Source organism: Neisseria sp. HMSC70E02 (assembly GCF_001838645.1).
Classification (GTDB): Bacteria; Pseudomonadota; Gammaproteobacteria; order Burkholderiales; family Neisseriaceae; genus Neisseria; species Neisseria macacae.
In genome coordinates this window covers 60037-73775 of sequence record NZ_KV838110.1, presented here as the reverse complement: position 1 = coordinate 73775, position 13739 = coordinate 60037, and the positions used below count along the sequence as shown (strand labels likewise).

General features: G+C 53.5%; 11 protein-coding genes. All 11 read right to left on the bottom strand.

The window, feature by feature from the left end; all coding sequences use genetic code 11:
- Nucleotides 1-68: 68 nt before the first annotated feature.
- The 11 genes from HMPREF3277_RS09505 to HMPREF3277_RS09455 all read right to left on the bottom strand — a co-directional run bounded on the left by HMPREF3277_RS09505 (nucleotide 69) and on the right by HMPREF3277_RS09455 (nucleotide 13736).
- Complete coding sequence (locus tag HMPREF3277_RS09505) at nucleotides 69-1409, bottom strand: tetratricopeptide repeat protein (RefSeq protein ID WP_094113518.1); 1341 nt, start codon at nucleotides 1407-1409, stop codon at nucleotides 69-71.
- A gap of 760 nt (nucleotides 1410-2169) precedes the next feature.
- On the bottom strand, nucleotides 2170-4356 hold the full coding sequence (locus HMPREF3277_RS09500; protein WP_070870961.1) for a polysaccharide biosynthesis tyrosine autokinase: 2187 nt from the start codon (nucleotides 4354-4356) through the stop codon (nucleotides 2170-2172).
- Between the two features lie 51 nt (nucleotides 4357-4407).
- Nucleotides 4408-4854, bottom strand: a complete 447-nt coding sequence (locus tag HMPREF3277_RS09495) for an arsenate reductase/protein-tyrosine-phosphatase family protein (protein ID WP_070870960.1) — start codon at nucleotides 4852-4854, stop codon at nucleotides 4408-4410.
- A 162-nt stretch (nucleotides 4855-5016) separates the two neighbouring features.
- A complete protein-coding gene (locus HMPREF3277_RS09490; RefSeq protein WP_003759457.1) occupies nucleotides 5017-6150 on the bottom strand; it encodes a polysaccharide export protein in 1134 nt (377 codons plus the stop codon).
- An 87-nt stretch (nucleotides 6151-6237) separates the two neighbouring features.
- Nucleotides 6238-8130, bottom strand: a complete 1893-nt coding sequence (locus tag HMPREF3277_RS09485; protein ID WP_070870959.1) for a polysaccharide biosynthesis protein — start codon at nucleotides 8128-8130, stop codon at nucleotides 6238-6240.
- A gap of 193 nt (nucleotides 8131-8323) precedes the next feature.
- Complete coding sequence (locus HMPREF3277_RS09480; RefSeq protein ID WP_070870958.1) at nucleotides 8324-9499, bottom strand: DegT/DnrJ/EryC1/StrS family aminotransferase; 1176 nt, start codon at nucleotides 9497-9499, stop codon at nucleotides 8324-8326.
- Nucleotides 9492-10274, bottom strand: a complete 783-nt coding sequence (locus HMPREF3277_RS09475; RefSeq protein ID WP_003759466.1) for a formyltransferase family protein — start codon at nucleotides 10272-10274, stop codon at nucleotides 9492-9494. Before HMPREF3277_RS09475 ends, HMPREF3277_RS09480 begins: the two co-directional genes overlap by 8 nt.
- Nucleotides 10275-10295: 21 nt before the next feature.
- Entirely contained in the window at nucleotides 10296-11006 is a 711-nt protein-coding gene (locus HMPREF3277_RS09470) for an HAD family hydrolase (protein ID WP_070870957.1), read from the bottom strand.
- A complete protein-coding gene (locus HMPREF3277_RS09465) occupies nucleotides 10993-11967 on the bottom strand; it encodes an ATP-grasp domain-containing protein (RefSeq protein WP_009310890.1) in 975 nt (324 codons plus the stop codon). The genes HMPREF3277_RS09470 and HMPREF3277_RS09465 overlap by 14 nt, the downstream gene beginning before the upstream one ends.
- Nucleotides 11954-12571: a sugar transferase gene (locus HMPREF3277_RS09460; RefSeq protein ID WP_003759473.1), complete on the bottom strand. Its 618-nt coding sequence runs from the start codon at nucleotides 12569-12571 to the stop codon at nucleotides 11954-11956. The genes HMPREF3277_RS09465 and HMPREF3277_RS09460 overlap by 14 nt, the downstream gene beginning before the upstream one ends.
- The gene (locus tag HMPREF3277_RS09455; RefSeq protein WP_070870956.1) at nucleotides 12564-13736 is read right to left on the bottom strand and encodes a glycosyltransferase; all 1173 of its coding nucleotides are present in this window, start codon (nucleotides 13734-13736) and stop codon (nucleotides 12564-12566) included. The genes HMPREF3277_RS09460 and HMPREF3277_RS09455 overlap by 8 nt, the downstream gene beginning before the upstream one ends.
- Nucleotides 13737-13739 lie beyond the last annotated feature (3 nt).

Here is a 13739-nt window from a genome sequence, read left to right as displayed (position 1 = left end):
TCGCCTTGTCCTGATTTAAATTTAATTCACTATATAAGTTTGGATTTTATAGCGGGATGCCGTCAGGTTTAATGGCTTGCTTCCTTCTGCCATTTTGCCAACAGGGGACGCAAGGTATCGGGATTTCCGTAACAGCCGCTGATGGCTGCCTGCAACCAGCGGCAGGCAGTGGGAATATGGCTGGAGACGCCTTGCCCGTGATAATAGAGTCGTGCCAGATAGTATTGCGCCTCGGTATGGCCTTGTTCTGCCGCGATTTCAAACCAGTGGGCGGCAGATTGGAAATCGGCTTCAACGCCTTGTCCGTAATAATACAATTTGCCCAATGCGGCGGCGGCATTTTTGTGATGGAATTCGGCGGCTTCCAGATAAAGTTTTCTGGCGCGGTCGTAATCCACCGCCGTCCCTATGCCGTAATGGCATGCTTCGGCATTGCGGAAGGTTTGTTCTGTTTTTTGGAAGAACAGGGCGGCTTCCCGGATTTGTTCATACTGTTGGGGGTTGTGCAGCGCGGCATCGCTGAGCAGCTTTTGGATGGCGGTGGCGCAGCCGAGTGTTGCGGCACGGTGGTAATAGTCGTGCGCTGCGTGCGGGTCGGCTTTGACACCGAGTCCGTAGCGGTAGAGGTCGCCCATAATGCGCAAGGCCTCCGGATGGCGTCGGTCTGCGGCGAAACGGGTGTGGCGCATGGCTTGGAGCGGGTCGCGTCCGGTCAGTTTGCCTGTCAGGCTGTGCTGCGCCAAAGCGGCGGCGGCGTCCCCGCTGCCTTTTGCGGCGGCTTTCCGATACCAGGTCATGGATTCCGCCTGATTTTGCGCGGCAAGCAAGTCGCCCAACATAACTTGTGCGGCGATAAACCCTGCTTCCGCTGCCTGCCGTAAATGGATTTCGGCTTGGGCTGGGTCGGCTTTCATGCCGATACCGCGGTAGTACATTTTTCCCAATTGCCAATGTGCAGGGGCAAATCCTTGTTCCGCCGCTTGTCGGTACAACTTGATTGCGCTTTCAAAATCAGGCTTCAGGCTGTGGCGGTAGGCAAGGCAGTATTGGGCTTCGGCGGAGTTTTGCGCTGAGGCAAGCTGCGCCCAGTGGTACATTTGGGGTTCGTTGCGCTCTTGGTAAAAGCGCATCAGGACGTGCTGCGCTTCCGGCATTCCTGCTTCGGCCAGGCGGGTATAGGCAGATAAGTGGTGTTCGGTCGAAATGCCTTGCTGCTCGCTGTTTTGCAATAGCGAGAATTCTTCTTCAGGTGTCAGCTCGACAGGTTTGGGTTGCGGCTTAGGCGCTGTTGCCAGGCGTGTCAGACCGGAGGCGTAGGTGATTTTGTTGACTTGATAGGCAGTACCGGCGTACCGATTGCCTGCTGCTTGTTGGGGCAGCAGTGCAGGGCTGACTGTGTCGGCGGTCATTCTGTTTGCCGGCTTGACAGAGAGCGTACGGGAAGAGTCGGGTACTGCAGTCATAAGATGAAATGGGAAAAGGGACTAGGTTGGTTATTATACTGTTTTCTGTAATTTATTGTTAATGATATGACGAGAATATCGGTAGTTATTTGCAATGGCGGTAAATGGAATAAATACAGTTAGTTATATTTTCTCTTAATATTGTGCGGTATGGAAGTCCAATAAAAATATGGTGGTTTGGATGTGTTGGAAATTTTAAATATAAACAATAAGATAAACTCTTATCGGTTCGGACGGCAACCGGGTGCAGGCGGCGATGGGCAGAGGGTACGGTCGGTTTGGTGTGGATTGGCAGGTTGTGTCAGTTTCAATGGATTGTAAAGGAAACAGGAGGCTGTCTTTTGTTTACAACAATCTGAAGATTGAAGGGATGGGGTATTGTACAGTGAATCTAGGGGGACGAACTTTAAATCGGTACGCCAATATAGTGGATTAACTTTAAATCAGTACGGCGTTACCTCGCCTTAGCTCAAAGAAAACGATTCTCTAAGGTGCTGAAGCACCAAGTGAATCGGTTCCGTACTATCTGTCCTGTCTGCGGCTTCGGCCGCCTTGTCCTGATTTAAAGTTAATCCACTATATCTTGCTTAAACTCAAATAAGATGATTTTTATCGCATCTGTTGAAAGGCATGACAAAAGGTCGTCTGAAACTTGATTTTTCCGTTTCAGACGACCTTTTGGGCAGAAAATAGCTGGTTTCCAGCTTTAAGCTTTGTTTTCCGGCGCTTCTTTTTTAACCGGTTTCTTGCCATCCTGCGGAGAATGGTAGGCGTAGTAGTCATACATACTGTTGGCTTCGCGCTTCATGCCGTTCAGGATGACGCCTTTGATATTGATCTTGTTCTGACGCAGACGGTCGGCACTGATTTCAAGCTCTCTGGTGGTGGTGTTGCCGTAGCGGCTGACCAGCAGAACCGTACCTGCCAGCTGTCCGACGATGGTTGCGTCGGTCACTGCGAGGACAGGCGGGGTGTCGATAATCACGTAGTCGTAACGTTTTTGGGCGTTTGCCAGCAATTCTGTGAAGCGGCTGTCCATCAGCAGCTCGGACGGATTTTTAGGATAACCGCCGTTGCTGATGAGGTGCAGGTTTTCAATCCGCGTTTCACAGACGGCTTTAGCAGGGGAGACATGGCCGGAAAGGATGTCTGCCAAGCCGTATTCGGGCGTCAGTTTGAACAGTTGGTCCAAATAGCCTTTACGCATGTCGGTATCGATCAGCAATACGCGTTTGCCTGATTGTGCCATTACGGTGGCGAGGTTGGCGGAAATAAAGGATTTGCCCGCTTCCGGAGCCGCACCGGTAATCATGAGGACATTGTTGCGCGCATCCAGCATGGAGAAGTAGATGTTGGTACGCAGGGCGCGGATGGCTTCGACGGCGACGTCGGAGGCATCCTCGTTTGCCAGCAGATAATTGGAGCGGCCGGTCAGGGATTTGAATTTGCGTTTCAATAGGTCGCGTTTTTGCTGGGTTTTGGAGTAGGGTACGAGGGCGGCGACTTCGAGATTGAGGTTTTCAATCTCTTCAGACGACGTGATGCCTCGGCGCATACGGCCTTGCAGCATGACCCACATGGAGGCGAGTGCGCCTGCGGCAAGTGCGCTTAATGCGGTAATGACGGCTTTGCGCGGGGCGATCGGTTGTTCCGGCGTGTAGGCATGGTCAACGACGCGGACATTGCCTTGCGCACTGGCTTTCATGATGTTGAGTTCTTGTTGTTTCGCCAAGAGTTGGACGTAGGTCGCTTGGTTGGTTTCTACGTCGCGGGTCAGGCGGATGACTTCCTGTTGGGTGTTGGGCAGGCCGGCGATTTGCTGGTTGATTTTGCTCTTGGCGCGTTCGAGCACCGCCAGTTTGTCCAAAACGGCTTTATAGGAAGGGTGTTCCGGAGTATACAGTTCCGCCAAACCTGCTTCTTCGGTTTTGAGCAGGGTGATTTGGGTTTCGATGCTGGTCAGGCTTTCAAGCGCGCCTTTGGACTCAAGCGGAATGTCAAGCGAACCGGCGCGTTCGCGGTAGGCATTGAGTTTGTTTTCTGCTTCTTGCAGGGTTTCTTTCAGACGAGGTAATTCTTCGCTGATGAACGCCAAGCCGCTGGAGGCGACTTGAATGTCGCGTTCGCGGTTTTGTGCGACGTAGTTGTCGGCAATGCTGTTGAGGACGGCACTGGTTTTTTTCGGATCAACATCGGTGTAGGCAAGGTTGATGATGGGGCTGGTTTTGCCTTTGCTGATGACCGAGAGTTGGTTTTTGATGTTTTCGATGGCGCTGAGCTTGGAAAACTTGGTCAACTCGAAATCCTGATCTGTTTCGGCAAGGATTTGGTCGACTTTCAGAACGGTTTCGTTATTGATTTTCAGCGGAGTGCCGACGCGGCCTTCTTTGGCTGTACCGTTCGGGAGCGTCAGGATATAGTTTTTGCTGTCTTTGACGGTCAGTTTGAAGAGTTTGTTGATCCATTCTTCGGAAACGGTAAATGTACCGATTTTCAAAATCGGATCGTCGTTGCCGCTGAGGTTGTGAATCATGTTGCCGAAAACCGGGAAATAGGTGGCTTTGACTTCTTGGTCAAGCTGAAGCTCGTCAACGGTTTTGCCTATGACCATGCGGGATTGGACCAATTCGATTTCGGCTTCGGAAGGCGCCGGCTCGTTGGAAAGCATGTTGTTGATTTCAGTCAGAATCTGGTTTTGTTTGGTTTCGATTTCCAACATGGCGTCGGCGCGGTAGACAGGCGTGGACGCAAAGCTGAAAACGGCACCGAGCAAGCCGCCCGCAATCAGTGCGGTGGCGATTTTGGATTTGTGCAGCCACAGATTGTGCAGTTGTTGGCCGAAATCGATTTCGTCGTTGTTGGAGGATGCTGATGACGGATATTGTTTATACATCAGTAGGCTTTCTGTTTGGATTTAATTGATTGAATCCGGCGTAAGTGAGTGTTATGCCGGGGTTGGTCCGTTCAATTTTTCAGCCCAAGTCTCGGCTGCGCTTTGTATTTGTTGGAATACGGCTTCAAACATTTCGCTGCTTTGTTTGAACGGGTCGGGTATGTTTTTCTTGGGCAGCCATTGGGCGAGCAGGATGGTTTTCCCGCGCGCGGAAGGCAGGATGTCGGCAACCATATAGATATGGGCCGGCTCCATCACCAAAATCAGGTCTGCTGCGTTGCACATTTCAGGGGTCAGTTGGCGGGCGGTGTGTCCGGCAACGACTACGCCGTGTTTAAGGGCGGTTTTAATGGCTTGGAAGTCGGCATCTTTTCCCGCCAATGCGTTGATGCCGGCCGAACTGACACGGTGTCCGGGCAGCTTTTTCTGCAAGATACGCTCCGCTATCGGGGAGCGGCAGATATTTCCCATGCATACTACTAAAATATTTTGAAACATAAGAGAAGCGGTATTTTTTTCTTGTGTAGGGTCAAATCATGATAAAACGGTTTGAGGTCGGATATTTGGTCGGTCTGAAAAGGTTTTGTTTATATGTTGTCAGACGATAAATAACCAACCCGCCGTTTTGCCTGACAGCAGGTGCTGTCAGGCGCCGTCAGGTTATTTGAACGTGTTGTCGATAGCGTTGACGTTGCTGACGAAGCTGGTCAATTGCGACACTACGCGGTTCCAACGGGTAACCGGGGCGGCAGTCACATAAACAACGTCGTTCGGACGCAGGTCGAAGTCGCTGCCCAAGGCGTAAGCGGTCGCGTCTTTCAGGTTAAGTTGGTAAATGTGGATAGGTTTGGCCGCATCTTCGGGCGCTCGGCGGATGACGAATACGCCGGTTGCGTCTGCCAAGGCTTGGTTCATGCCGCCGGTTTCACCCAAGGCTTGAGTGAGGTTCAGGCCGTGGTTGCCGATAGGCAGGGTGGCTTGTCGGCCGACTTCGCCCATAACGTACACTTTGCTGTTGCTGTTGTTCGGAACGTAAACGATGTCGCCGTTGCTTAAGAGGTGGTTTTGCGACATGTCGCCGTACTGCATGATATTTTGCAGGGAGATGGTGCGGTCAACGCCGTTGTGCGTCCATTTGATGTTGTGGGTGTCGGCATTTTGCGCCACGCCGCCCGCTTGGTTGACAGCATCGAGAATGGTCATGGGGACGTTGGTAATCGGCAGTTGTCCTGCTTGTCCGACGGCGCCGGAAACGGATACGCGTTGCGAGCGGAATTCGGTTACGTTGATGGCGACTTGGGGATTTTTAAGATAGCGTTTCAGACGACCTGTCAGGATGTTTTGCAGCTCGTCTATGGTTTTGCCTTGCGCTTGGATTTTGCCGACCAGCGGATAGGTGATGTAGCCGCCTTCGTCCACCCATGCGCCTCGGCTGACTTGGTTGGTTTGCGGGTTGCTTTGTTGTACGGGCGAATTGAGGTCGGTGTGCGCCCAGACCATGATGTTCAATACGTCGCCTTTACCGATGTGGTAGCGGTAGGCGGCTTTGCTGCGCTCAAGCGCACCGTTGTTTTGTGACAACACTGGCGGTTTGCGCATTTTTTCAACGAGGCCGAAGGTGATCGGATAGATGGCGACGCGCTTGTCGAATTTGGTGTCTGCTACGGTTTCGCCGTTTTCGTAAACGATGGTTTTGTTGCGTGTGTTGATGGTGGAGCCGGGAATGACGGTGCTGCTGTTGCAGGCGGTCAGTGCCATCAGGGACAGGCTGATGAGGGCAAGCTGTTTTTTCATGTCGGTATCCTTGTCAGTCTTATCGGGGTCGTCTGAAAACTTTCAGACGACCTTTTTGTGGAATGTTTTGCTTTGTCGGTCGGGTATTTAATGTGTCTGCTGCCAAACCAAATCGCAAATATCGTCTTTGGGATTAAAGCCGGCGGGGGCTTCGAGCAGCAGGGCGCGCAGGGTTTGTTGGTCTGAATTTGAGCACGCTAAGTCCATACGCATAATTATGTCATTTAATTGCGCCCATGGCAGCATTACTTCGCTGGCGGTCATAATTCGGGGATGAGTGGTTTTTTGCACTTCGTCTCCGATGAGCAACTCTTCGTAAAGTTTTTCGCCCGGACGTAGTCCTGTAATTTTAATTTCGATATCGCCGTCGGGATGTTGGGCATCTTTCAATTTCAGGCCGCTAAGCGTAATCATTTGTTTGGCTAAGTCAATGATTTTAACAGATTCGCCCATATCCAACACGAATACGTCGCCGCCTTTGCCCATTGCGCCTGCTTGAATGACGAGTTGGGCGGCTTCGGGGATGGTCATAAAGTAGCGGGTGATGTCTTGGTGGGTCAGGGTGATGGGGCCGCCTTCGGCGATTTGTTTTTCAAACACGGGGACGACGGAGCCGGAGGAGCCTAAAACGTTGCCAAAACGCACCATGCAGAAGCGGGTCTGTTGGCCGGGTTCGGCGGCGAGCGCCTGCAGGCAGAGTTCCGCCATGCGTTTGCTGGCACCCATGGTATTGGTCGGGCGCACGGCTTTGTCGGTGGAGATGAGCACGAAGGTGCTGACGCCGGATTCGACGGCGGCCTGCGCACACAATAGCGTACCGAAGACGTTGTTGCGTATGCCTTCGACGGTGTTGAACTCGACCATGGGGACGTGTTTGTAGGCGGCGGCATGATAGACGGTTTCAACGCCGTATGCAGTCATGACGCTGATCAGGCGTTCTTTGTTTTGCACGGAGCCGAGCAGGGGGGCGACTTCGATTTGACTGCCGGCGGCTGCCTGAGTTTCGCGCAATTCTTTGTCTATGCTGTACAGGGAGAACTCGGACAGTTCGAACAGCAGCAATTTGGACGGGCGGCATTTCAGGATTTGGCGGCAGAGTTCGGAGCCGATGGAACCGCCCGCACCTGTCACCATCACGGTTTTGCCGGTAATGTCCGCGCCCATGAGTTCAGGGCGCGGGGCGACGGGGTCGCGGCCGAGCAAATCGACGACGGAGATTTTTTTCAGCGCGCTGACTTTGATTTTGCCGTCCACCAAGTCTTTCATGCCGGGAATGGTCAGCACTTCGCATTTGTATTTTTCGAGGCTTTGGATGATGCGGCGGCGTTCTTCCTGAGTGGAGCTGGGGATGGCGAGCAGGATTTTTTCCACACCGTAGCGGTCGATGAGCGATTGGATGTCTTCAGGGCCATAGACGGTCAGGTCGTAGATGACGGTGCGGCGGATTTTGGGGTTGTCGTCCACAAAGGCGACGGCGGAATATTCGTTGACCTGTTTGATGGCTTCCAGCAGTTGGCGGCCGGATTGTCCTGCGCCGTAAATGATGACGGGCACCATTTGTTTTTTGTGGCGGTCGGTCAGGATGGCGCGCAGAATCATGCGCGAACTGGTGATGCAAACGACCAGTAGCAAGAAATAAACGACGGGCAGGGCAAGGTGCAGTTTTCGTTCGAAAACCAGAGTGGTCAGGCAGAACAAGACTGCCGAAATCAGGCTGCCGAATGCGGCGGCGGTCAGGACGCGGGTGCTGACGAAGCGGGTAACGGCGCGGTACAGCCCCAGTCTGACAAACAGGGCGATGGTCAAAAAGGCGGTCGAGCCGAAGGCAAGCCAGTTCGCCATGCTTGCCCATTCGTCGGAGTATTGGACTCGGAGGCTTTGCGCAAACCAAAAGGCGATAAAAATCATCAAAACGTCGTGGATGACGAAGAAGGTTTTCTTGACGTTGCGGGGCAGGGATAACAGGGTTTCCAAATTCATTTTGGTATGTTCTGAATAATGTTGTGGGTGGGTTTCAGACGACCCCGGTCATGCAAAGGTCGTCTGAAAAGACGTTTGTTGCTACGGAGCATTGGTTTTCCGTATGTGTCGGCTGCTTGCCGGTTCCCTTTTTTATTCGGCTGAAGCGGTAAACCGCCGCCGTCCCGATGATACGGGCGCGGCGGTTTGTACTTTATGCTGTGGCTTCTGCCAACACAGCTTCGATGTGTTCTTTGCAGAACGCGATTTCGTCGTCGGTCAGTGTCGGATGTACCAAGAACATCAGGCTGGTGTCGCCCAGTTGGATGGCGTTTTTCAGCCGCTCTTTCGGCCGCCACGGCGTGTTGTCGAAGGCTTTTTCCAAATAGACTTCGGAGCAGCTGCCTTGGTAGCAGGGGACTTTGCGCGCGTTCAGTTCGCTGACGATGCGGTCGCGCGTCCAGCCTTCTTTGAGGTGTTCGGGTTTGACGAAGGCGTAGAACTTGTATTGCGCGTGTTCGATGTAGTCGGCGACTTCAATCAGGCGGATGCCGGCGAACTTGCCCAAGCTTTCTGCCAGTTTGGCGGCGTGCGCTTGGCGGCGTGCCGTCCATTCGGGCATACGTTTGAGCTGGATGCGGCCGATGACTGCCTGCATTTCCATCATGCGCCAGTTGGTGCCGAAGCTTTCGTGCAGCCAGCGGAAGCCGGGGGCGTGTTCGCGGTGGTACACGGCGTCATAGCTTTTGCCGTGGTCTTTGTACGACCACATTTTGCGCCACAGCTCTTTGTCGTTGGTGGTGACCATGCCGCCTTCGCCGCCGGTGGTCATGATTTTGTCTTGACAGAACGACCATGCGCCGACGTGTCCGATGGAGCCGACGGATTTGCCTTTGTATTTCGCGCCGTGCGCTTGGGCGCAGTCTTCGATAACCCACAAATCATGTTCTTTTGCCAAGTCCATGATGCTGTCCATTTCGGCGGGCATACCGGCGAGGTGGACGACGATGATGGCTTTGGTATTCGGCGTCAGCGCGGCTTTGATGGTTTCCGCGCTGATGTTTTGGCTGTTCAAATCCACATCGGCAAACACGGGGTTTGCACCTGCGGTAACGATGCAGGAAGCGGAGGCGAGGAAGGTGCGCGAGGTAACGATGACGTCGTCGCCTGCGCCGATGCCCATTGCTTTAAGCGCGACATCGAGTGCCAGTGTGCCGTTGGAAAGGGCGACGGCGTATTGCGTGCCGGCGAAGGCGGCGAATTCTTTTTCAAATTCGCGGCATTCGGTGCCCGTCCAGTAATTAACTTTGTTGGACAGCAGGACTTTGGAAACGGCATCGGCTTCTTCTTGGGTGAAGCTCGGCCACGGGGAAAGGGATGTGTTAAGCATTGGCTTTTCCTGCGAAAAGGCTGGTGGAGTCTTTGGGGGCGACTTCTTCCAGCAGTTGGCGGTTGATTAAGGTGTATTTTTGACCGTCGATTTCGACGTATGCACCGTCGTAAGGCGGGAACCAGAAGGCGCGGATTTTTTTCTCGACGTCGTCGCCGTCGCGGATTTGCTTCATGGCTTCCATTTCGTCGCGGCTGACGTAACGACCACCGATGTTGGGCGTGGTCGGCAGTTTGGCTTGCGCTTCGACGGCGCGGGCGATAATGCGTTGTGCGAACGGCTCCAATGCCTGCATGGTTTTGCGTTCGAGCGATTGGGCGGTTTCGACAGAAGAATCAATGGGGAAGCGGTCCACTTCGATGATTTCGCCGGTGTCGATGGAGGCATCGACGTAGTGGGCGGTGCTGCCCCATTCGGACAATTCGTCCATGATGGCGAGGTTGTAGCCACCTGTGCCTTTGTATTCGGGCAACAGGGCCGGGTGGAAGTTGATCGTACCCAAGCGCGGGACGGTCAGGAATTCGTCGCGCAGTTTGCGCCAGTAGAGTACGGACAAGCCCAAGTCGTATTTCAGACGACCTTCTTTCATTGCTTCCAAGGCAGTGTCGAAAGTGTAGAGCGGCAAGCCCAATTCTTTGGCGGCGGCGGCCGTCGGTGAGCCTTGCAGGTGGCTGTCGGTCAGTACGCCGACGATTTCGATGCCGTTTTGTGAAGATAAGAGCCGGAGCAGGTTGGCGGAAAGCCGTTTACGTCCCATGAATAATATTTTTGTCATGTGAGAGTCCTTTTTGTTTTATCAGCTAATGTGTGATTTTGTTGAACAGTCCGAAGGGGCAATCAGCTGCGCCAAATCCTGCAGGGAGCTGATCCACGCATCGGGATGGTGTTCTTTGTTAAAGTTTTCGGGTAAGTGGTGGTGAATATTGTGCTCGGACGGATGCAGCCCTATGGTGATCCAGCCCAAAGCGTTCGGCGCGATGAAGTCTTTGGAAAGGTTGTCGCCGATGTAGATGAAGCAGTCTGCCTTTTCGGCATATTTGTCTTGTAAATAGCGGAAGCGTTTGCCGTCGGGCTTTTCCGAAGCGCAGGCTTCGGAGACGAGGATGTCGTCAAACAGGGAATACAGCCCCAAGGCTTCCAATTTCAAGCGTTGGGTCAGGCTTCTGCCGTCGGTAATCAGTGCGCGTGCGGCGAAGGGCGCGGTCAGCTCGGACAGGAAATCATGCGGGGCATACGGCGTCAGCGTCGGGCGGTGCAGCCGGTATTGCCACAGAAGAACCTGTTTTTCCGATTCGTTGAAACCGCAGTGGCGGCACAACTTGTCCAGCCAGTCTTTACCGTCGGGGTCGATACTGCGCCATAGGTCGTCTGAATCCCAATCGGGATACAGGGTGGCAACGGTATTGACGATCGCGCGGATGCCGGAGAGCTTGTATTCGTATTCCGAGTACAGCGTATCGTCCAAGTCGAAGACAATGACGGCGGTTTCGGGATTAATCGTTTTCATGAACCAAGACCTTGGCATCGTAGCGCAGCATGATGAGGTTGTTTTCCCAGTCGTCTGAAAACGGGATTTCTTCGTTGCGGAAGTATTCGTGCATCAGCCAGCCCGGATAATTGCCGCCTGCGGCATACGTCAGCGGGAAGCCGCCGCCGAAGCGGGGGTTGATTTCCACGCCGTAGAATTCGCCGGTCTCTTCGTTGCAGAAGAACTGTGCCGTAATGCAGCCGCGCGCGCCTTCCAATACCGCCATTTTTTCCAGCAGCGTTTGGTAGAGGCTGTTTTTGCGGGTAACGCCTTTGCTGACTTCGCCGGAGCGCACTTCCAAGCGTTTTCGCGGGATGGCGCATTTCAGACGACCTTCATGGTCGTAATACATATCGACGGTAAATTCGGAAAATTCGTTTTCGATGTCGATAAGCTCGCAGAACATCAGCTTGGGGTCGTCCACGATTTCAGGCGTCAGGCAGGCTGGCGTGTCGATCCGTTTGGCACCGATGGCGCGGCTGCCGTCGTAGGGTTTGGCGAAGCAAGGGAAAACCAGCTTCTCGCGGTCGTAAATTTCGGGCGAGCGTATGCCGTAGCGGGCAAACAAACTGGCGGTTTTCCGTTTGTCGCGGCATTGCGCGATGAAGTCCGAGTCGGAAACGACGATGTGGATGCCTGCCGCTTCGAAGCGTTCGCGTTCGTCTGCCAACTTTTGCAGTTCGGTGTCTATGGTCGGGATGATTAAACCGATGTTTTCGCGTACCGCCAGATCGAAAATGCTGTCGATATATGAATCAGCGCTAATCAGCGGCACTTCAAACGAACCGTCCGAAACGTGGCAGGCGGAGGACATACGCGGCACCAAATCCGTCGTCAAAATCTTGACGTCGTCTGAAAACTTGGCCGCTTCGGTTTGAAAATCCTGTACCAATTCAACGCGCCTTCCCGCGGAAAGGATAAGTACGTTATTTTTTCGCATCAGTGTCATTTCCTGTGAAATAGGGCATGGTGGCTTCTCCCTCAGCCGAAATACCTTCTTTGATAAAGACTTTTTTGACTGTCAGAAACAGGATTTTCATATCCAGCCAAAAACTGTAATGGTCGATATACCAAATATCGTGTGCGAACTTTTCGTCCCACGAAAGCGCGTTGCGCCCGTTGACCTGCGCCCAACCGGTTACGCCGGGCCTCATTTCGTGGCGTCGGTTTTGAAATTCGTTGTAAAGCGGCAGGTAGCTCATCAACAGCGGACGCGGGCCGACCAGGCTCATCTCTCCTTTTAGAACGTTCCAAAGCTCAGGAAGTTCGTCCAAGCTCGTCGCGCGCAGTTTCTTGCCGAAAGGGGTCAGCCGCTCGCTGTCGGGCAGCGGGTTGCCGTCTTGGTCGACCGCATCGCGCATAGAGCGGAACTTGATCATTTTGAACGGTTTGCCGTCTTTGCCCGGCCGCTCTTGGGTGAAGAACACGGGTTCGCCCAAGTTTTTGCGGATGAGGTATATCAAAATCAAAAATACGGGCGAGAGGAAAATCAGTCCTGAGGCGGAGGCGATGATGTCAAACAGGCGTTTGAAGAATTTACTCATGGGCTAATCTTTCAATCAGGTTGACGATTTTTTGATACGCCACGTCGCGCTTGAAGCGGCGGACGATTTCGTCGGATTGAACGGGGTCGTTTTTGCGCGCCAGAATGTCTTTTGCGGCTTGGACGAAGCTGTCTACATCGCCGGAACGGTAGTCCGCGTGCGGCAGCAGGGTGAGGACTTCGGCAACTTCGTCGTTGACTTGGCTGTTTAAAATCGGTTTTTGCAATGCCATATAGTCGGACAGTTTGTTGGTGATCGACTGCATGGCGTAGGAATGGATGGCGTTGACGGAGATGTCGCAGCCCTTGGCGACCGACATCATTTCGGCGTAGGGGATGTAGCCGTAAAACTTAATACCGTCGCAGGCGTATTGTTTGAGCCTGTCCAAATCGGGGCCGCCGCCCATGATGTGCAGCTCTACATTTTCGCCGTCGTCCAACAGTTTCCGAACGCCTTTGCACACGGTTTCCACGTCATAGCTGTAACTGAGCGTACCCAAGTAGAAGAAACGGGTTTTGTCGTCGCCGAAGTCTTTTGCCGGCGCGGCATCGAGTTTCGGAAAATCTGCACCGATATAGACGACTTCGCCGGGTGCGTTCGGATTGGCTTCTTTGGCGCGGTCGAGGTAGGTCTGCGATACGGCAACCAGCGCGTCGGCGTAGCGGTAGGCACGGTTGGCGCGGGAAGAGAAGGGCAGCAGGTTGTGCGGGATTTTTTTCAAAAACGGCACGACCGAGGAGAAGGATTCCGGCCATACGTCCTGCACGTCGATAATCAGCTTGTAACCCAAACGCGCTTTGTGTTCGCCCAAAAGCAGGTTGGTGGCGATCAGCGGGTAGGCGGAAAAGACGACGTCTTGTTCGCCCGGACGGCAGTTGTTCAGCCATTGCTCAAAATGTTTGACGAACACATGATGGCTTTTGACGCGGTCCAGCGAGACGTTTTTGCCGTAGCCGCTCTCTTCCAGCAGCATAACTTTCAGACGACCTTGCGAGGCAGATTCGGCATCTTCAGGTCGTCTGAAAGATTTGTCGTAGTGTTTGAAATTGCTGGTAATCAGCAATACATCATGAGACTGTGACAACAGCTCGGCGAGATACCAGAAGCGGTTGAAATGCGGCTCGGACGGCAGCGAACAGTAGGGGGCGACGATGGTGATGTTCATATT

Coding starts and splice junctions, on each gene's coding strand:
- HMPREF3277_RS09455 (WP_070870956.1), bottom strand. CDS start 13,736: ATGAACATCACCATCGTCGCCCCCTACTGTTCGCTGCCGTCCGAGCCG.
- HMPREF3277_RS09495 (WP_070870960.1), bottom strand. CDS start 4,854: ATGTTTCAAAATATTTTAGTAGTATGCATGGGAAATATCTGCCGCTCC.
- HMPREF3277_RS09465 (WP_009310890.1), bottom strand. CDS start 11,967: ATGCGAAAAAATAACGTACTTATCCTTTCCGCGGGAAGGCGCGTTGAA.
- HMPREF3277_RS09500 (WP_070870961.1), bottom strand. CDS start 4,356: ATGTATAAACAATATCCGTCATCAGCATCCTCCAACAACGACGAAATC.
- HMPREF3277_RS09505 (WP_094113518.1), bottom strand. CDS start 1,409: ATGACCGCCGACACAGTCAGCCCTGCACTGCTGCCCCAACAAGCAGCA.
- HMPREF3277_RS09480 (WP_070870958.1), bottom strand. CDS start 9,499: ATGCTTAACACATCCCTTTCCCCGTGGCCGAGCTTCACCCAAGAAGAA.
- HMPREF3277_RS09485 (WP_070870959.1), bottom strand. CDS start 8,130: ATGAATTTGGAAACCCTGTTATCCCTGCCCCGCAACGTCAAGAAAACC.
- HMPREF3277_RS09490 (WP_003759457.1), bottom strand. CDS start 6,150: ATGAAAAAACAGCTTGCCCTCATCAGCCTGTCCCTGATGGCACTGACC.
- HMPREF3277_RS09460 (WP_003759473.1), bottom strand. CDS start 12,571: ATGAGTAAATTCTTCAAACGCCTGTTTGACATCATCGCCTCCGCCTCA.
- HMPREF3277_RS09475 (WP_003759466.1), bottom strand. CDS start 10,274: ATGACAAAAATATTATTCATGGGACGTAAACGGCTTTCCGCCAACCTG.
- HMPREF3277_RS09470 (WP_070870957.1), bottom strand. CDS start 11,006: ATGAAAACGATTAATCCCGAAACCGCCGTCATTGTCTTCGACTTGGAC.